The organism is Nocardia sp. NPDC004654 (genome assembly GCF_040609595.1).
Taxonomy (GTDB): domain Bacteria; phylum Actinomycetota; class Actinomycetes; order Mycobacteriales; family Mycobacteriaceae; genus Nocardia.
On sequence record NZ_JBEXKI010000002.1, the window covers coordinates 443,936 to 461,149 of the forward strand.

The window sequence follows — 17,214 nt, forward strand, 5'->3', positions numbered from 1 at the left end:
ACTGTGTCGGTATCGAAATCTCGATATCTGACATGCCGATTCCTATTGGTGGGGCCCGGTGGATCGGGCCTAGCGTCGCGGTATGGCGAAGATTCTTTTCGTAATGACCGGTGTCGACCACTGGACGTTGGCCGACGACACCAAGCATCCGACCGGATACTGGGCCGAGGAATTCGTCGTGCCCTTCGAGGCGCTGAAGGACGCGGGCCACCAGATCGTGGTGGCCACTCCCGGCGGCGTGGTCCCCACCGTGGACCAGGGCAGTCTCGCGCCCGAGGTCAACGGCGGCCAGGAGACCGCGGAGCACCGGGCACGGGTGGTATCCACGAGTCCCGAGCTCGCCGACCCGGTCGCGCTGGCGGATGTCGATCTCGCCGACTACGACGCCGTGTTCTATCCCGGCGGGCACGGGCCGATGGAAGACCTCGCCGTCGACGCCACCTCCGGCGCATTGCTCACCGCCGCACTGGATTCCGGCAAGCCGTTGGCCGTGGTGTGCCACGCGCCCGCCGCGCTGCTCGCCGCCACGAAGCCCGACGGAACCAACGCGTTCGCCGGTTACGCCCTGACCGGTTTCACCAATGCCGAAGAGACACAGGCGGGTTTCGCCGAGAAGGCGAAGTGGCTGCTCCAGGATCGCCTCGTACAGATCGGCGCCGACTTCCGCGAGGCCGACCCGTGGACGCCGAACGTGGTCGCCGACCGCAACCTGATCACCGGCCAGAACCCCGCCTCCTCGGCGGGTGTCGCCCAGGAATTGCTGCGGAAACTGTCCTGAATACGGTCGGCCAGGCTGGTTCGCCCGAATCGCGGTGAGCGACAGATGATTCGACTCACCGCGCTCAGCAGCCCGAACCGTCGGCCGCCTACGTCCTCGTGACCCCCGTCTGTTTCGTGTTGTCGGGGCCGAAAGTCATGGGTAGGGTCGTGGTCGACACCAGGGACGTTGCGCCCGAGCGAAAGCCGCCGCCGAGACTCGGACGGGGCAGGAGGGGAACTGGGCCATGATCACGCTTCGGAAAGAGGACGGCGCCGCGGATCTCGCCGGCGTCACCAAGCTGAGTGTCGGCGTGAGCTGGGATCCCTCGGCGGGCACCAGCGGCGGCGCCCTCGGCTGGGCGCGCCGCAAGCGCGGCGTCGACCTGGACTTGGTCGCGATCCTCATGCAGGGCAGCGAGCCGGTCCGTTTCGCGGGCCTCGACTCGCTGGATCCGCTCGGCAACGGTGCGGTCCTGCACACCGGCGACGCGCAGACCGGCGCGGCCAGCGGTGACGACGAGACGGTGCATGTCACCTTCGCCGATGTGCCCGGCGGCATCGACGCTATCGTTTTCGTGGCGGCTGCCTTCAAGAAGGGCAGCTCCTTCGAAAAGGCGAACAACATCTCGTTCAAGGTGTACGACGCCTCCGGCGGTAGCAGCCAGCAGGTCGCCGACATCTGGCCCTCCCTGCTCGGCACCGACAACGCCAACGCTGTGGCCCGCGCCTTCCGCAACGGCAACGCCTGGCAGCTCGAGGTTCTGAACCGTAAGGGCAAGATCAAGCAGGGCGACAAGCAGGCCCTGCTTCGCTTCGCCATGCAGTAGGGCCGTCAGTCCCGCGTATTCGCCTCGACCGCATACGGTTTCAGCAATTCGCCGAGTTCGTCGATGGCTCGATCGATGTCGATCCGGTCGGGCGCCATCGCGCTCTGCACATGGATGCCGATGGCCGCGCCGACGAGGATCGTCGCGAGGCCGTCGGCGGTCATGGTCTCGGGGAGGCGGACGAAGCGCTCGATCCACCGCTTCGTCGACTGCCGTAGCCGTTCGTGCAGCGCCACGTACTTGTCGTGGATCGGGGACGCCGGATTCACCGCTTCCACATACAGGGTGACGAACAGCAGTGACGTGCGCGCCATCGAGGATCGCTTGGCCTGCGCTACAAGGTCGTAGGCCTGCGGTAACTCCGCGGAGTCGGCGGCGTCGGACGCCTCGAGCAGCGCTTCCGCGGCGTGGTCGAGTACCGCGGTGAGTAAGCCCTCCTTGTTCCCGAAGTGCCACGGAATCGAGCCGCGGCTGATCCCCGAACGCTGCGCCACGTCAGCGAAAGTCGTTTGCTGGTAGCCCTTTTCGACGAACAGCGCGGAGGCGGCGTCGATCAGCATCCGCCTGCTCGCACGGGTGGTCTCGGCGCGTCGATCGGCCACTGCGGTCCTTCCTGTCTTCCGATTCCGGTGGGTCGAGCCTAGGCCCTGTCTCGGTCATCGACCATTGACTGGCTGCTCAGCACATTCTATGTTGGCTGACACAGAAGCGTGACGGCCATGCGATGGACGACCTATCGCGCCGATCCGCCAGGTGCGGCACGCCGATTCGATCGACAGGTGAGGTGGGTCCGTGGATATCGCAGATTCGGTGGTTTTCGTCGCGGGTGGTGCGTCGGGGCTCGGGCTCGTCGTGGTGCGGCGGCTGACAGAGGTGGGCGCGACTGCGGTCGTACTCGATACCCGACCTGTCCAACCCGGAGTGCTCCAGGGTGATTCGGTGCACGAGGTGATCGGCGATGTGTGCGAGGAACGTGACGTAGCCGCTGCCCTGGATCGTGCCGCCGAGCTCGGCCCGCTACGCGCCGTGGTCAATTGCGCCGGAATCGATCGCACCGGGCTGACGCTGGACGTTTCCGGTCCGCTTCCGCTGGAGCAGTTCGCGCAGGTGGTACAGGTCAATCTGGTAGGCGCGTTCAACGTGATTCGCCTTGCCGCCGAACGGATGGCCCGGCTCGAGGTCGTGGCGGGTGAGCGCGGTGTCATCGTCAACACGGGGTCGATCGCAGGTTTCGACGCACCGGCCGGAATGGTGTCCTATGTGGCGTCCAAGGCGGGCCTGGCCGGAATGACCTTAGCGGCGGCGCGCGACCTCGCGGGCGCGCGGATTCGCGTCGTCACCGTCGCGCCCGGGATGTTCGATACGCCGATGTTCGCCCGGCTGCCCGATTTCGCGCGGCGGGCGTCGCTGGCGCGTGTGCCGCACCCGGCTCGCCTCGGCGCACCCGCGGAGTTCGCCGAGCTGGTGGCGCACGTGATTCACAATCCGATGCTCAACGGCGAGACGATCCGGGTCGACGCCGCGGCTCGGCTCGGCGGACCGTAAGCGCGCCGACCAAGGGTCTGGGGCCGTGTCGGCGCGGTGAGCTGGGGGGATAGCGAAAAAGCATGTTTCACCGCCGAATTCGCGCGGTGCGATTCGCCACAGGGTCGTCATGTCGATCTTCCGCGAAAGCGGGTATGCGACTGACTGAGGAAAGCCGACTGAAGGAGGACGACGTGGCCGTTTCGGCTTCGCACCCGCAGTATCGCGCCGACCGCCGACACCGTTCCGGCTCGACCGATGCAGCGGGTTCCATTCATCTGACCATCGCGGCATGGATTCTCTTGCTCTCCGTGCTGAGTTTCACCCTGGTCCTGCTGTGAGGAAGCGCCCACGTGGCGTACCGGAGCAGTGATCGAAGGCGCCTGGGCCACGGTGTGGCCGTCGAAACACGCGGCGGCGCACCGTGGCCGAGGTGACGACGAGAGGAGTTCGATCTCGTGGAAGACGTACTACGGCCGCTGATCGTGCTGCTCGGCACGGTCGCGATCACCGTGTCGGCGGGACTGCTCGTCGACTGGCTGCTGCGCTACAGCGCGCGCCGTCGACCCGGCACGCACCTGCCGCTGTTGCTGCGCCGCGTGCAGATGCCGCTGCAAGCGTTGCTCGGCGCGGTGGCGCTGTACGCGACATATCCGTTGGCGGAGTTGGATTTACGCCAAGACGCGATGGTCAGGAACATCCTGGCCGCGGCGGCCATCATGGCCGCGGCGTGGTTGGTCATCCGGGCCGCCGACGCGGTCGCCGAGAACCTGCTGCGCCGTTATGCCGAGCACACGAGCGAGATCTCGCGCGTTCGCCAGCTGCGCACCCAGCTCGGACTGGTGCGCCGCATCATCACCTCGGTGCTGGTGGTGACGACCGCGGCCGTGGCGATCCTGCTGCTGTTCCCGAGCCTGCGCACGCTGGGCACCTCGCTGCTGGCGTCGGCGGGCGTCATCGGCATCATCGCGGGCGTCGCCGCGCAGTCGACGCTGAGCAACCTGATAGCCGGGTTGCAGATCGCCTTCGGTGATTCGGTGAAGATCGGCGACACCGTTGTGGTGGAGGGGGAGTGGGGGACCGTCGAGGAAATCACCCTCGCCTTCCTCACCGTGCGGATCTGGGACGACCGGCGCCTGACCATGCCGGTCTCCTATTTCAACAGCAAGCCCTATGAGAACTGGTCGCGCGGCGGCCCCCAGATCACCGGCACCGTGTTCCTGCACCTCGACCACAGCACGCCGGTGCCATTGCTGCGCGAGCACCTGCACGACTACCTTCGCGACCGCCCGGACTGGGACGGCCGCAACTGGAACCTTCTCGTCACCGACAGCACACCGACGAACATCGTTGTGCGCGCGACGATGTCGGCCGCGGACGCCGACGACGCCTGGACCCTGCGCTGCGCCGTCCGCGAGGAACTACTGAACTGGCTCGGCCGCCATCACCCCCACGCCCTCCCGAAGATCCCCACCGCCATCACCAACCAGCGCGAGCCGGATCGCGAAATGGCGTTGTCCACCAATGGTTCCGGTGAGACGAGTAGTCGGAACGGCGACTGACATCCAGCCGTCGGCAGTGGTGGGGTCGGCGAGCGTGCCCGCGCCGATGGCGGTGCGGGTGGGCGCGTGTGACTATGAGGTCATTCGGACGAGCAGCTGGATCCGCTGTCGCAGTGCCTTCGTGGCGGTCATCGCCGACTCCTCGGGGTACTCGCGCCATCGGAGCCGCGGTTTCGGTCGGTGATCACGTCGACGCAGGCTCTGACGTTGCGGTTCTCCGTTGCCTCGCGGATCAACGCGTCGGCCAGGTCGGCGCGGGAGGTGTAGCGGCCCGGGATGCTCGAGGGCGCGACGGTGTAGTCGGTGATGCGGTCGCCGTCGAAGAGTCCCGATGCGCGCACAATCGTCCAGTCGAGATCGCTGGCTCGGAGGGCGTCTTCCATTCGGCCCATATCGGCGTACGCGGTCCGTCCCAGGGTCTGCATGATCGGCAGCAAAACCGTACGGAAGGCGAGAGTTTCGCCCGGCGCAGCTTTACCCGCGACACAGACCGAGCTGACGCACACCAAGCGCTTCAGGCCGTGCGTCGTCATAGCCCGCATGATGTTTCCCACCCCCGCGGAGAATATCGACACCGGTTTCCTGGTGTAGGTTCCCCCGAGAACCGAGATCACCGCCTCGTTTCCGGCTACCGCTCGTTCGACCGATTCGTAGTCCAGCGCGTCCGTCCGCACTACGCGCATTCGCGGCGAGGAGAGCGGGAAGGCTTCCGGACGCCTAACTGCGGCAGAAACTTCGAAGTCTTTACCGAGTGCCTGCCGTACTACCTGAAGTCCGGTCGGGCCGCTGGCGCCGAAGACCGCCAATTTCATCTTTTCCTCCTCGCTTCAGTGCGCCGATCGAGGGCGCCCGGTCAGTAGTGGGATCATCAACGAGTCGACAATTCGCTCGAAATACGCGCCGTCGATCGAATCGCCTTGTTCGAGAAGCTGATAGAAGATCATCGCGGGAACGATGTCCGCGATCAGCTCGGTGTCGGCACCGTCCACGAGTTCACCGCGATCGCGGGCGTGCTCCAGGATGGCGGCGAAGGCCGCGCGGCGTGGAGCGGCGATCTCGCGTTCGGCGATCTCGCGCAGTTGCGGATCACGCCGCACCGCGGTGGCGATGGCGGATAGGATCGCGTCGCGCCGGCTGTCGCGGTCCAGATACATCGCGCCCACCACGATCAGATCGGAACGAAGACTTCCGGTATCCGGCGGCGGCTCGTTCCACCCCAGGGTGCGGATCGCGTCGCGGACCAGTTCCGACTTGTCTTTCCAGCGGCGGTAGACGGTAGCGCGACCGGCGCCCGCTCGCGCCGCGACGGCATCCATCGTCAACCGGTCGTACCCCACCTCGGGCAGGAGCTCGTGCACCGCGGCGAGCAGCGCGCGGCCTCGCTCTGGATCACGCGGGCGGCCAACGCTTTTCGGGCTCGGCTCTTCGTTCTGTCGTGTCGCCACATTGCCAGGCTAGCCCGCCACGTGTTACGAAACAAGAGTGATCCGTATCGTAATATCGAGGACGAAAACGATTGGAGCGCTGCCAGTTTGCGGCCCGTGGTGTTCGTCGCGGCGGCGGCATGATGCCAGTCCGCTGGGCCCGCCGAGTCCTCGCTTGTGCCCAGTTCGAGATCGGGCGATTGCTCGGGGATGTGGCTGTCCGGCTCTCGGACTGCCCGACGAGTTCCCGGCGAAGGTGTTCCTTGCTGCTGGTTCCTGGCTGCAGGTCGAGATCACCAACGTCGGAAACCGGCCGGTCACAATCTCCGACATCGCGCTTGTTTCGAATCCGAAGGAAGCGCTGGGCTTCTGGATAATGAGCGAGTCGTACAAGTTTCCCGACTACTGTGCGACGGACACCGACAGCACCCGCGATGTGAAATGCTTTTCGTTCCCAATTCTGATTGCGGTGGGGCAGTCGATAAGGCTGCTCTGGCAGATGTCCTACTGGGGATCCCGTCTGATCGAGGAATAGGCGACCTCCCCGGTCCGGGTGGGGATAAACAGCCGGACGGGATACGATCTTTTCGAGTCGACCTTGTTCGTCCGCTGAATCGCGTTTCGGCAGACGGTGTTCAGGGCGCGTCGGCGTGATGTGCTGGCAGTTGTCCAGCCGTTCGTGAGGCGTGGCGGCTGCCGGTCAGGGGTGTGCCGCGGGCGGCAAAATGGCTTCGATGTCATCGAGCGCGCCCAGTGTTTCCGCGAGCTCGGCGCGCTCGGCTTCGGAGAGGAGCAGCGCACGCGCTTGGGTGAGGGCGTCGCGGGCGGCGGCGGGGTCTTCGGCGCGGACCGCGAGTTCGGCGCGGTAGGCCAGGGCTTGGAGGAGTTCGGTCGCCGTCGCGGTGTCCTTGTCCCGATCGAGGGCCGCGTCCAGGATCTGGGCCGCTCGTTGGTGCTTGCCGTGCGAGTCGCCCATGACGACGGCCCTGTTCAGCGTGGTAATGAGTTTGCCTGTGGTTGGGGCATTTTCGCTGGGAAGGGGCGCGGCCGACATGATCCTGATCCAGTTCCCGCCGGGGTCGATGACGGTGAATCCGGAGCGGTTCTCGGCGTTCTTGCGTTTGCGTGGGCGGGTCATGCGGGGGATTCCGGAGACCAGCAATTTGCCGTGTGCCTTTCGCATGCCCGCGGCGAACGCGTCGAAGAGTTCTCCGGTGTCGGGCACGAGGACCACACAGGTCCCGTAGGAATCCTCGGGCTCGAAGTCCGGCATGCCGAAGAAGTCCAGTTGGAGGTCTTCGCGTCTGAGTGAGACGTATGGGTTCGGGCGGACTTGGTAGTAGGTCCGGGTGAAGCCGAGCATGGTGTAGAAGTCGACGATCTCATCGATGGATCGGCAGGGCAGCAGCGGCACGGTGACTTCGTTGGCCATGGATCTCTCCGTTCCGTGGTGGATTGCGCGCCGAGTACCAACAGTCGTACCGACTTCATCGAGCTCTTCCTCTCGATAGCCAAAGTTGGCTAGTTGGGACGAAGGTACGCGCGCTATACAAATTTGGCTAGTGCGGGGACTGCGGGAACCGAATCGAGTGCACGGTCGACCGCCGCGTTTTCCGGGACGTGCCGCCATTGCCGCGACCGGCAACCGGTGAGAGAGTGGTAACGAAATTCTCTCATGGACTCGTGGAGGTAGATATGAGAATCACGCCGAATGGCCGGTTCGAACGGCATGCGCGACGGATCATCCTGCCGAATCCGACGGCCGCGATGCGGGGCAAGGGGGAGGGGCGGGCGGTCGAATTCGGCAACCCGTCGGCGCGATGACCAGCCTGTCGCACGTCGCCGCGCCCGAGCGGACAACCGCCTCGCTGCTTCATCGCTATCTGGGCGACCGCCGCTTCGCGCTGGCGCTGCCACGCGCTGTCGCGCTACAGATCCTGCATCCCACCATCGCCGCCGGTCTCGTCGAGCACACGCATGTGCGGTTGTGGGAGCACAAGAAACGCACGGTCTCGAGCATGATCACCATCGCCTACTCCTCGCGAGATCTGCGGTCCCTCATCAGGTATGGCCACGAGCACGTGAAGGGTGTGGACGACGCCGGACGTCGGTACCACGCCCTGCATCCCGAGGTCTTCTTCTTTCAGCACGCGACCTACGTCGACACTCTGATGACGGCGATCGAGACCTTCGCGCGGCCCCTCACCATGCTCGAACGCGAGCGCCTCTACGCCGAATGCCGCGCGTGGTACGACCGTTACGGCATCTCGACGCGGCACGTGCCGGAGACCTGGCCGCAGTTCACCGAGTACTTCGCCGACGCCTGCGATTCGGTGCTGCGCCGCAGTGCGCACAGCGATCGCTTGGCTGCGCAGGTGCTGCGCCCGGACGCGTGGACCCCGCGCCGATTGCCGGACTTCGCCGTCCGCGCGCTCCAGCACGAACGGGCGCGAGAGCTGCTGGACGTGCGGTCGGGAAAGGCCGACCGCGCCGCACTGGCCGTCTACGCGGGAACCGTGCGCGCCGCGATGACGGCCGCTCCGGGCCGGATTCGACTCGTGCGGCAGGCTCGGCTCGCGGAATGACCACGGGACGGCGGCGCACCATCGCCCCGGCCTCCGGTCGAAGCATTCGAGGCGGGGGCCGAATCAGGATCGGTTCAGGGTCAGATCCAACCGGTCGATGCGGAACCGAGCATCGGTGACCTCGACGGGGGTGTCCGTGAAACGGTTCCCTTCCAGTACGTTTCGAACGAAGTCACGCACCTCTGCGGGCTGCGCGTCGAGATTCGCCAACAGCTCCGGAGGTACCTCGATCGTTCCGTCGAAATGCCTGGGCTGACTGGAGATCCCCGGCAACTGCGGCGTCTGGCGCAGGCCATCGACGGTGTGCAGTATCAGATCCAGCTGCTTGCCGTCGCCGAAGTCGATCAGAAGCGGAGTCGGGGTGACGGCCGCGTCGAAGGTGCGCACTCGCGCGCTCCACCCCTGCCTCGCGACGCCGTGGTAGTCGTACGGCGATGGGGCCGCCAGCGTATCGAGCGAACGATCCGTCGGCGAATTCTCCAGCGCGGTCCCGACGGGGGCCTGGTCGGTGGGGACGAAGGTCCACGAGTCGTCGGTGAGTTGCTTTGTCCAGTAACCGTTTCGACCGCCGTCGCGACCTTCGACGCGCAGTTCCCGCGCCGCCGAACCTGGTGCGGTTCGGTGGATGGAGATGCGGTCGGTGATGTCGCCCGGCACCTTCGGCTGCCGCACCCAGTCCGGTGCGGGCAGCTGGATCGCGGCATACCGGCTGTCCACTCGTTCCGCGAGCATGTCGGGAGCCTCGGGCAGTCCGCTCTGGTCGGAATAGGAGTAGCGGAAGAACACCTTGTCGGCGCCGGAGATGTCGAAATCGTAGAGGCGCGTGTAGAAGTCGCCGAAGCGGTTGACGATCAGCGAGGTCGACGCACTCGTCGACAGCGCGACCGCCTGGAACCGGCCGCCGTGCGGCGTGGCCATCTCGTAGCTGTGATCCACCGGCAGCCAGGGATCGATGTATCGGATCCGCCGACCGTCGTCGGTGAGCGCGAAGACGTGCGACACCTTCGCTCCGCCGACCGGATGATCGTTGCCCGCCGTATCCCGCCAGACGTGGTCTTCGTTGGGTGAGAGAACCGACCAGGACCAAGTGCTCGTGCCGGGCGGCAGCGAGTTTCCGGGTCCGGTCCACAGCGGGGTGCCGTAGCGGCTGCTCCAATTCCAGTCTCGGGGTGCGCTGAGCGCGTGATCCATGGTGAAGAACCGGCCGTCGCGGTCGATCATCATGACCTCGTCGTCATCGGCGGACACGCCTACGATGCGGCCCTCCAGACAGCCCGGTAGTGCCACAGTGCGCCAACCACCGTTGGCGGCGGTCTCTTTCACGTAGACCCGGCCGTCGCGATTCGCGAACGTCCAGCGCCGGTTGAACGACTCTGTGGTGGTACGGAAGTGGACCCGCTCGGGCAGTGCGATATCGGCAGGGGCCAATGCCTCCAGCCCAGCGGTGGTTTCGTCGACAGTGACTTCCGGAGTGCCGACCGTGCCCACCACCATGCAGCCGGTATCCGCGACGGCTACCGAATGCGTTGTCATGCTGGCGAATACCAGCCCGGCCACAGCGAAAGCCGTACGGCGGACGCTTCGCATCACAACCACCCCGCGGCGCCGAAACCGACGATCGCTACGGCGTCGACACCGAGAATCGCTCCGACAGTGAGTGCTTTGGCCCGCACGGTCGGCAGGTCGTGCACGAAGAAGCAGGCGGCGAAGAACGGCACGTAGCCGATGAGCCAGATGAGGAAGGGAAAGCTCGGCTGCCACCAGGACCATTCCCAGGTGAGTACACCGGCCTTGTTGAGCAGCACTTCGACGCCGACCGCCGCGGCCGAGTCGGCGGCGATGAGCACCGGCCTGTTGCGCAGGCCGAGGATGCGAGTCTCTTTGGGCGGCAACATCTTCGCCGCTGCGACACCCATGACGGCGAACATGAAGCAGATCTCGATATTGAGGCCGATGAGGATCTGGTAGGCGGTGGGTCCGGTGGCGCCCCAGACCGGCGCACGGCCGGTGGCGTGAAAGACCAGGGAGTTCCAGATCTCGTTGAACCAGTCCATGCCCCACAGCGCCAGCCCGGCGAACAGGACATTCCAGTTCCGCCGCTCGACTTCGACGGCATAGATGTAGATGACGATCAGCAGCAGCGGGATCACATACCACTGGAATTGGCTCGCATCCCGAAGGATCTCGAGCGCCTCTCGGGCGTTCTCGGTCAACGGCGCAACTCACTTCCTGGTCGCCGGTCCAGGGGAGTATTACACATCGACACCAAACGTCAACCTGTAACGAGATCGCAAGACGCTCTCGGCGCCCTGCCTGGACGCCCAGCTTCCGCGGTGCCGAAAGTCGATGGCTGTCTTGCAGTGAACGGTGCTATCGTGACGCCTCGGCCAGACCGACCGGTACGGCCGAATCTCTCTGGGGGGTCACATGTTCAATTGGTATGTAGGGCTGCTCGCGGTAAGCGGCGTCGTCATGATCGCCATGGCCCTGGCGGAGAACCGGCAGGGCAACGTTTCGCGCCTGATCAACGGGATTCTCGGACCCCTCTACCTGGGCTACGCCCTCTACCTGGCTTTCCTCTTCGAGGGCGGCTCCTACCTGATCTTCTTCCAGGCGTTCATCGTGCCGGTACTACTGGTGGTGGACTTCTTCCGGAACCGAACCCCTCGCCTGAAACTGACCGCGACCCAGAAGGCGTGGCGCGAGCACCAGCGCTCCGAACAGAGGCGGTAGGACGTGTCCGCCCGGACTCGGGAGCAGGGTTGCCCTGCCCCGCTTCAGACATCGTGGGTGGTCAGGCAGAACGGGTGGCCTGCGGGGTCGAGCATCACCCGGCGGTGGTTCGGGTCGGGTTGGAAGGTGGACAGGATCGCGCCCAGCTCGCTCATCCACGCTTGCGCGGAATCCAGATCGTCGACCCCGAACTCCAGATGGGCCTGCTTGGCCACCGCCGATTCCGGCCAGCTCGGGCGTTGATAGTCCGGGATGCGGATGAAACCCAGCCCCGGCCCGGCAAGTTCGGTCCCGAGCAGGACGAAGTCATCGCTGGTGTAGAGCACCGGCAGGCCGAGTCCGCGGCTGTAGAACTGCGCCAGCTCGACAGGGTCGGGGCAATCGAAATCTATTGAAAGCCAACGGATTATCGGCCGTCCCTCGACGGCGGCACGGCTCTGGGTTGTCGGTTCAGCAGTCATGGTCCAGACCCTAGGTGCCGACCAGGACAGGTCCGGTCCTGGATTCGGACGAGAATACCGACTGTGATCGGACCTACTTCGCGGTTGCTGCGTGTAGTGGCTCTGCTGGACTCCCGCCCAGCATGGACCTGTCAGGAATTGAGCAGGCGACTGGGAGTGACCGACCGTACGGTGCGCCGCGATATCGCACGTCTGCGGGAACTGGGGTACGGCATCGATTCCGATCCCGGCCCGTGGGGAGGCTATCGCCTGGCTCGTCGACCACGGGTTCCAGCGCTCGCCCTCGATGAAGAGGAGGGTTTCGCAGTGGCGGTGGCGTTGCGGGAAACCGCGGCAGGCGGCGTGCTCGGCAGCAGCGTCTCGGCATTGTCGGCGCTGTTCAAACTGCAAACCCTGCTACCCGACCGGTTCGCGCGCCACCTCGACGCGGTGAACCGCACCCTCGCCCACACCGCCGACGGAGCGGAGGTATCCCCGCAAGCCGACGCGTCCGTACTGTGGGCTCTGGCCACGGCATGCCGACAGAGCGAACGCCTCGCGCTGACCTACCGCGATCATCACCAGCGCATCACCCGCCGCTATGTCGACCCCTATCGTCTGGTGCGCGCCAACCGCCGCTGGTACTTCCTCGCCGAAGACGTCGACAAACAGCAATGGCGGACCTTCCGGGTGGACCGGGTTCTGCGCACCGAACTCACCGGACACCGCATCGAACACGACAATCCGCCCGACCCCGCCACGCTGGTCACCGAAGCGATCGCCGCGGTCACCTACCCGCTCTACGCCACGATCAGGCTCTCCGTGCCTGTCCAGCAAGCCTTGCAGATCGTGCCGGCCACCATCGGAACCCACCGCCCCGACGGCCCCGACGCCACCCTCGTCGACATCGGCGCCAACGACATCGACTGTCTCGTCACCTATCTGATGGGCCTGGGCACCACACTGCGCGTGCTGAGTCCCGACACTGTCCGCCGAGCCCTCCTGGACAGGGTGGCAGCTCTGCGGCTCGACAACCTGTAACAGTGTTGCTCCGATATCGCGCAGCGCTGAGGCTCGCCAGTGCGGCCTTCACCGCGCGCTCGCCCGAAGCGGCTGGAGGATTCGCGGTGTCGACCAACCCGCCGTTCAAGTACAGCGCGACGCCCTCGCCCGCCAGCGAGCCCATCTCGATGCCGTGCCGGTCGAGGGCGTCGGTCAATGTGCCTGTGCCGCCCGACGTGGACAGCGTGAAGATGTAGAAGATCGGGTGCTCCGCGTCGTCGCCCGAGATGCGGACGACGAAGTCGGAGGTCGCGGCGATCACGAAGCCGCAAGCGGTGGCGACGGCGGCCCACACGGCGTGCCCGCGCTCGTCGATGTCCGACAGGCGCTTGACGAAATACATCAGGAAGAGCGTGGGGAGCACGTTGACCACGATGTAGAAGATCTTGCCGAGGGTGCCGATCTCCTCGGCGAACTGGCTGAGGAGGAAGCCCACCACGCCCGCGAGGGCGAACGCGACCCACTCGTTCTCGGCCTCAGCGGTGGCCTCGATCAGCGTGGCGCCGGTGTCGTGGGCGTGCTCGATGAGATCGGCGATCCAGTCGACGGCCTGCTCGATGCTTACCACCACGTTGCTCGCCACGCGGGGCTCAGCGGGCCGCCGACCATGAAAAGTTGGGGAAGTCCGCGGCCATGTCCCGAGGTAGGAGCGGATGCCGTCGCGCCAGGTCTCCTGCAGCTTCTTGCCGGACGCGCCGGTGAGACCGAGCCCGTACAGCGGGCCGGTGAAGGCATCGAACCCGATGGCCAGCACCACGGCGTCCATCTCGTAGGCGCCCTTCGAGGTCACGATCGCGCTTTCGGTCATCGTCTCGATGTTGGGCCGGTTGTAAGTCTCGTAGTAGTCGGTGCCGAAGACGCTGTGCTTGGCGCCCAGTGGGTGGTACTTGGGCGCCAGCAGCTCGGCGGTGGCCGGATCTTCGACAATCGCCCGGATCTTGTCGTGGAGGAATTCCGACACGGTCCGGTTCGCCTCGGCGTCGAGGAACAGGTCGGCGAACTCGGCGCCAGCGCCCTGGTAGCCGCTGCGCTAGTAGGCATCCTCGTAGCGCCGTCGGCGCTCCTCGGCGGAGATGTCGAGGGCCTTGTCGGTGACGGGACGACCGGGGGTGCCGCCGGGTGAGTGCCTGCACACCTCACAGATCGCCTCGTAGTTCTGTTTCACGGCGTCGACCTGCGCCGGGGAGAGTTCGGCGTTGCGGGCACGTCGTATTGCCCGGATGGCGTCGGCACCGGGCGAGTCTCTGTCCCGCGACGGCGAGCCTCGAAACCGGCCAGGTCGGATCGCGCGCTGCCGTGGGTACGCTGGACCTGCACCCGGAGTGAATCGTAGGTAGCCGATGCCGGAGGCCGATCCTTTCACAACGCAGCGCGACGTGGGCCCCGCCGTCGGCTCGGAGATGCATGCGGCCGGGTTCGACGAGGCCGACGAGATCGGCCGCGGTGGATTCGGCGTTGTCTACCGGTGCGTCCAAGCCGAGCTGGACCGGACGGTCGCGGTGAAGGTGCTCACCGCGCATCTCGACGAGGACCGGGAGCGGTTCGTGCGCGAACAGCGGGCGATGGGCCGGTTGACGGGTCACCCCAACATCGTCGGCGTGCTGCAGATCGGCGAAACCGCCAGCGGTCATCCCTATCTGGTGATGCCGTACTACCGGCGCGGTTCACTGGAGGCGCGCATTCGCAGGCACGGTCCGCTGCCGCTGGCCGATGTGTTGCGGCTCGGGGTGAAGATGGCCGGCGCGTTGGAGACCGCGCACCGCGCCGGGATCCTGCACCGCGACATCAAGCCGGGCAACATCCTGTATTCCGACTATGGCGAGCCCGCTTTGACCGACTTCGGGATCGCGTATGTCACCGGGGCGTTCGAGACCGCGGCAGGCACATTCGCCGGTTCGCCCGCGTTCACCGCCCCGGAGATCCTCGGCGGTGATCCACCGAGCGAGGCGTCCGATGTCTATGGACTGGGGTCGACGCTGTTCTGCGCGCTCACCGGGCATGCGGCGTACGAGCGTCGCACCGGCGAACAGGTGGTGACCCAGTTCCTGCGGATCGCCACCGAGTCGGCCCCCGATCTGCGTGACAACGGCATCCCCGGCGATGTCGCCGCCGTCGTCGAAAAGGCCATGGCGCGGGATCCGCGCGACCGCCCCTCGACCCTCGCGTTGGGCGAGCAACTCCGGCAGCTCCAGGAAAAGTTCGGCTTCCCGCTCGACGAGGCGGCAGTCCAGGGCGTGGCCGAGCCCGACCAACCGGCGCGGCGCCCGATCGCGCGGCCAGGCTTCCGGTCCAGGCCGAGTATTCCGCTGGAGCTGACCAGTTTCGTCGGCCGTGGCGCGGAACTGGCCGAGCTGAAGAAGCTGCTCGCGACGTTCCCGCTGGTCACGGTGACGGGGGTGGGCGGGGTTGGCAAGACACGGCTCGCGCTGCGCGCCGCTGTCGAGGCGGAAGGAGCCTTTCCCGACGGGGTGCAATTGGTCGAATTGGGTGAACTCCGCGACGGGTCCGCAGTGGTCGACGTGGTCGCCGCCGGCTTGGGTCTGCGCGACGACGCGGCCACCCCGTTGCAAGCAGTGCTGATCGAATACTTGCGTCCCCGCAAGGTGTTGCTGGTGCTCGACAACTGTGAGCAGGTGGTCGAGGCCGCGGCGGAAGTCGCCGAGACGCTGCTGCGCGCCTGCCCCGATCTGCGAATCCTGGCCACCAGCAGGGAAGGGCTCGGCATCGGCGGGGAGGCGGTACTGCCGCTGTCCCCGCTGACGGACGACGCGGTGACCCTGTTCGCCGAGCGCGCGGCCGCCACCGTGCCGGGGTTTGCGCTGACCGAGAAGAACGAGGCCACCGTCGCCCGGATTTGTTCCCGGCTGGATCGGCTGCCCTTGGCGATCGAGCTGGCGGCTGCGAAGCTGCGCGCCATGTCGCTCGAACAGATTCTCCAGCGGCTGGACAACCGGTACGCGCTGCTGACCCGTGGCAGCCGGGGCGCCCCGCAGCGGCAGCAGACGCTCGCATGGAGCGTCGGCTGGAGCTATGACTTGTGCACTCCGGCCGAGCAGCGGCTCTGGGCGTCGCTGTCGGTATTCGCGAGCAGCTTCGAACTCGAAGCGGCAGAAGCTCTTTGCGGTGCGGAGCATCCGGAGGATCTGATCGATCTGTTGATGTCGTTGGTGGACAAGTCGATTCTGATCCGAACCGAATCGGACGGTGTAGTCCGCTTTCGGCTTCTCGAGACCCTGCGGGACTACGGCCGCGAGAGAATTCGGGACGCGGGCGCGCATCTCGAACTGCGTCGCAGGCACCTCGAGTGGTACCGGCGGTTGACCCGTGCGGCGGCGGCCGAGTGGTTCGGCGTCCAGCAGATCCGTTGGATCGAGCGCCTCGACCGGGAACTTCCGAATCTGCGCGAGGCGATCGAGTTCGCCGTGACCGACTCCCCCGAGATCGCATCCCGTATGGCCAGCGACCTGGCCCTGTTCTGTGCGACCCGCGGCCTGCTCGGCGAGGGGCGCCGCTGGCTCGACCGGGCGCTGGCCGCGACGCCGCACGAGCCGACACTCGAACGCGTCGCAATGCTGTTCAACGCCAGTGTGCTGGCAGGCAATCAAGGTGATGTGCAGGCCGCGGCCGCTCGGGCGCAGCAGGCGCGGGCGTTGACCGAGCGGCTGACAGTTCCCTCGGCGCGTGCACTCGTCGACGTCGCCGAGGGATTCGCGGCTCTCCTGCGAGGCGATCCCGATCGCGCGTCCGGACTCCTCGGCGGTGCCGTCGAAAAGTGCCCTGATCTCGTATCGCAGGCGACCGCGCTGGTACTGCTCGGACGAGCACACGACTCACGCGGCGATGCGCAGGCGGCGCTCGCCTGCAATCTCAGGGTCCTCGAATTGTCGGAAGCCCACGGCGAATCGGTGATCCGCTCCTGGGCGTTGTGGAGTGTCGGCATCGACAGCTGGCGCAAAGGCGACCGCGAACGGGCGGCCGAACTGCTCGAGCGCGGGCTACGGCTGACTCATCGGCTGCGGGACGCGAGATCCGCCGCGTCGTATCTGGAGGTGCTTGCCTGGAAAGCCGCCGAGGACAGTGAGCCGGTGCCTGCCGCGGTTATGATGTCCGCCGCAGAGGCAATGGGTGGCACCGTCGGCAATTACGCATTCCTCTTTCCGAATCTGCCTGTCTTCCATCAGGAGTGCGACCAGCGCGTCCGTAACGCGATCGGTGCGCAAGCCTACGATGCCGCCTGCGAGAAGGGCCGTTCGCTGACCCTCGACGACGCGGTGGCCTACGCCCTCGGCGAGGGATGA

20 protein-coding genes are annotated in these 17,214 nt (G+C 66.3%); 11 read left to right on the top strand and 9 right to left on the bottom strand.

What is annotated here, in order from left to right; genetic code table 11:
- Positions 1 to 82 precede the first annotated feature (82 nt).
- Together ABZV58_RS07795 and ABZV58_RS07800 are read left to right on the top strand one after the other, a co-directional pair.
- On the top strand, positions 83 to 778 hold the full coding sequence (locus ABZV58_RS07795) for a type 1 glutamine amidotransferase domain-containing protein (protein ID WP_354999385.1): 696 nt from the start codon (positions 83 to 85) through the stop codon (positions 776 to 778).
- A gap of 226 nt (positions 779 to 1,004) precedes the next feature.
- Positions 1,005 to 1,586 (top strand): TerD family protein, encoded by a 582-nt coding sequence (locus tag ABZV58_RS07800; RefSeq protein WP_354999386.1) that lies wholly within the window; start codon positions 1,005 to 1,007, stop codon positions 1,584 to 1,586.
- A 5-nt stretch (positions 1,587 to 1,591) separates the two neighbouring features.
- On the opposite strand, the gene ABZV58_RS07805 is transcribed toward ABZV58_RS07800, so the two are convergent.
- Positions 1,592 to 2,188 (bottom strand): TetR/AcrR family transcriptional regulator, encoded by a 597-nt coding sequence (locus ABZV58_RS07805; protein ID WP_354999387.1) that lies wholly within the window; start codon positions 2,186 to 2,188, stop codon positions 1,592 to 1,594.
- Between the two features lie 190 nt (positions 2,189 to 2,378).
- Between ABZV58_RS07805 and ABZV58_RS07810 the strand changes: the two genes are divergently transcribed.
- The 3 genes from ABZV58_RS07810 (at position 2,379) to ABZV58_RS07820 (ending at position 4,672) form a co-directional block, all read left to right on the top strand.
- Positions 2,379 to 3,131, top strand: coding sequence for an SDR family NAD(P)-dependent oxidoreductase (locus ABZV58_RS07810; RefSeq protein WP_354999388.1), 753 nt, complete (start codon positions 2,379 to 2,381; stop codon positions 3,129 to 3,131).
- 173 nt (positions 3,132 to 3,304) lie between these two features.
- Positions 3,305 to 3,451 carry a hypothetical protein gene (locus ABZV58_RS07815; RefSeq protein WP_354999389.1) on the top strand — a complete coding sequence of 49 codons (147 nt, stop codon included), beginning with the start codon at positions 3,305 to 3,307 and terminating at the stop codon, positions 3,449 to 3,451.
- Between the two features lie 117 nt (positions 3,452 to 3,568).
- Positions 3,569 to 4,672 carry a mechanosensitive ion channel domain-containing protein gene (locus ABZV58_RS07820; RefSeq protein WP_354999390.1) on the top strand — a complete coding sequence of 368 codons (1,104 nt, stop codon included), beginning with the start codon at positions 3,569 to 3,571 and terminating at the stop codon, positions 4,670 to 4,672.
- Between the two features lie 128 nt (positions 4,673 to 4,800).
- On the opposite strand, the gene ABZV58_RS07825 is transcribed toward ABZV58_RS07820, so the two are convergent.
- Together ABZV58_RS07825 and ABZV58_RS07830 are read right to left on the bottom strand one after the other, a co-directional pair.
- Positions 4,801 to 5,484, bottom strand: a complete 684-nt coding sequence (locus ABZV58_RS07825) for an NAD(P)H-binding protein (RefSeq protein WP_354999391.1) — start codon at positions 5,482 to 5,484, stop codon at positions 4,801 to 4,803.
- A gap of 15 nt (positions 5,485 to 5,499) precedes the next feature.
- Positions 5,500 to 6,117 carry a TetR-like C-terminal domain-containing protein gene (locus ABZV58_RS07830; protein WP_354999392.1) on the bottom strand — a complete coding sequence of 206 codons (618 nt, stop codon included), beginning with the start codon at positions 6,115 to 6,117 and terminating at the stop codon, positions 5,500 to 5,502.
- Between the two features lie 235 nt (positions 6,118 to 6,352).
- Between ABZV58_RS07830 and ABZV58_RS07835 the strand changes: the two genes are divergently transcribed.
- Complete coding sequence (locus ABZV58_RS07835) at positions 6,353 to 6,631, top strand: hypothetical protein (protein WP_354999393.1); 279 nt, start codon at positions 6,353 to 6,355, stop codon at positions 6,629 to 6,631.
- A gap of 165 nt (positions 6,632 to 6,796) precedes the next feature.
- Here ABZV58_RS07835 and ABZV58_RS07840 read toward each other — a convergent pair whose 3' ends face one another.
- Positions 6,797 to 7,528 carry a VOC family protein gene (locus ABZV58_RS07840; protein ID WP_354999394.1) on the bottom strand — a complete coding sequence of 244 codons (732 nt, stop codon included), beginning with the start codon at positions 7,526 to 7,528 and terminating at the stop codon, positions 6,797 to 6,799.
- 263 nt (positions 7,529 to 7,791) lie between these two features.
- Here ABZV58_RS07840 and ABZV58_RS07845 point away from each other — a divergent pair, with 263 nt between their 5' ends.
- A complete protein-coding gene (locus tag ABZV58_RS07845) occupies positions 7,792 to 7,920 on the top strand; it encodes a hypothetical protein (protein ID WP_354999395.1) in 129 nt (42 codons plus the stop codon).
- Positions 7,917 to 8,681, top strand: coding sequence for an oxygenase MpaB family protein (locus tag ABZV58_RS07850; protein WP_354999396.1), 765 nt, complete (start codon positions 7,917 to 7,919; stop codon positions 8,679 to 8,681). Before ABZV58_RS07845 ends, ABZV58_RS07850 begins: the two co-directional genes overlap by 4 nt.
- A gap of 63 nt (positions 8,682 to 8,744) precedes the next feature.
- On the opposite strand, the gene ABZV58_RS07855 is transcribed toward ABZV58_RS07850, so the two are convergent.
- Both ABZV58_RS07855 and ABZV58_RS07860 read right to left on the bottom strand, forming a co-directional pair.
- Positions 8,745 to 10,214, bottom strand: coding sequence for a hypothetical protein (locus ABZV58_RS07855; RefSeq protein ID WP_354999397.1), 1,470 nt, complete (start codon positions 10,212 to 10,214; stop codon positions 8,745 to 8,747).
- Positions 10,215 to 10,267: 53 nt separating this feature from the next.
- Positions 10,268 to 10,894 (bottom strand): hypothetical protein, encoded by a 627-nt coding sequence (locus ABZV58_RS07860; RefSeq protein ID WP_354999398.1) that lies wholly within the window; start codon positions 10,892 to 10,894, stop codon positions 10,268 to 10,270.
- A 214-nt stretch (positions 10,895 to 11,108) separates the two neighbouring features.
- Here ABZV58_RS07860 and ABZV58_RS07865 point away from each other — a divergent pair, with 214 nt between their 5' ends.
- Positions 11,109 to 11,414 (top strand): hypothetical protein, encoded by a 306-nt coding sequence (locus ABZV58_RS07865; protein WP_354999399.1) that lies wholly within the window; start codon positions 11,109 to 11,111, stop codon positions 11,412 to 11,414.
- A 44-nt stretch (positions 11,415 to 11,458) separates the two neighbouring features.
- On the opposite strand, the gene ABZV58_RS07870 is transcribed toward ABZV58_RS07865, so the two are convergent.
- Positions 11,459 to 11,875 carry a VOC family protein gene (locus ABZV58_RS07870; protein WP_354999400.1) on the bottom strand — a complete coding sequence of 139 codons (417 nt, stop codon included), beginning with the start codon at positions 11,873 to 11,875 and terminating at the stop codon, positions 11,459 to 11,461.
- Positions 11,876 to 11,938: 63 nt separating this feature from the next.
- Between ABZV58_RS07870 and ABZV58_RS07875 the strand changes: the two genes are divergently transcribed.
- On the top strand, positions 11,939 to 12,895 hold the full coding sequence (locus ABZV58_RS07875; protein ID WP_354999401.1) for a WYL domain-containing protein: 957 nt from the start codon (positions 11,939 to 11,941) through the stop codon (positions 12,893 to 12,895).
- Here ABZV58_RS07875 and ABZV58_RS07880 read toward each other — a convergent pair.
- Both ABZV58_RS07880 and ABZV58_RS07885 read right to left on the bottom strand, forming a co-directional pair.
- A complete protein-coding gene (locus tag ABZV58_RS07880) occupies positions 12,789 to 13,877 on the bottom strand; it encodes a hypothetical protein (RefSeq protein ID WP_354999402.1) in 1,089 nt (362 codons plus the stop codon). The two genes, ABZV58_RS07875 and ABZV58_RS07880, sit on opposite strands and share 107 nt — an antisense overlap.
- Before the next feature lie 69 nt (positions 13,878 to 13,946).
- Positions 13,947 to 14,081 (bottom strand): hypothetical protein, encoded by a 135-nt coding sequence (locus ABZV58_RS07885; RefSeq protein ID WP_354999403.1) that lies wholly within the window; start codon positions 14,079 to 14,081, stop codon positions 13,947 to 13,949.
- 175 nt (positions 14,082 to 14,256) lie between these two features.
- On the opposite strand from ABZV58_RS07885, the gene ABZV58_RS07890 reads away from it, so the two are divergent.
- Complete coding sequence (locus ABZV58_RS07890; RefSeq protein ID WP_354999404.1) at positions 14,257 to 17,214, top strand: protein kinase; 2,958 nt, start codon at positions 14,257 to 14,259, stop codon at positions 17,212 to 17,214.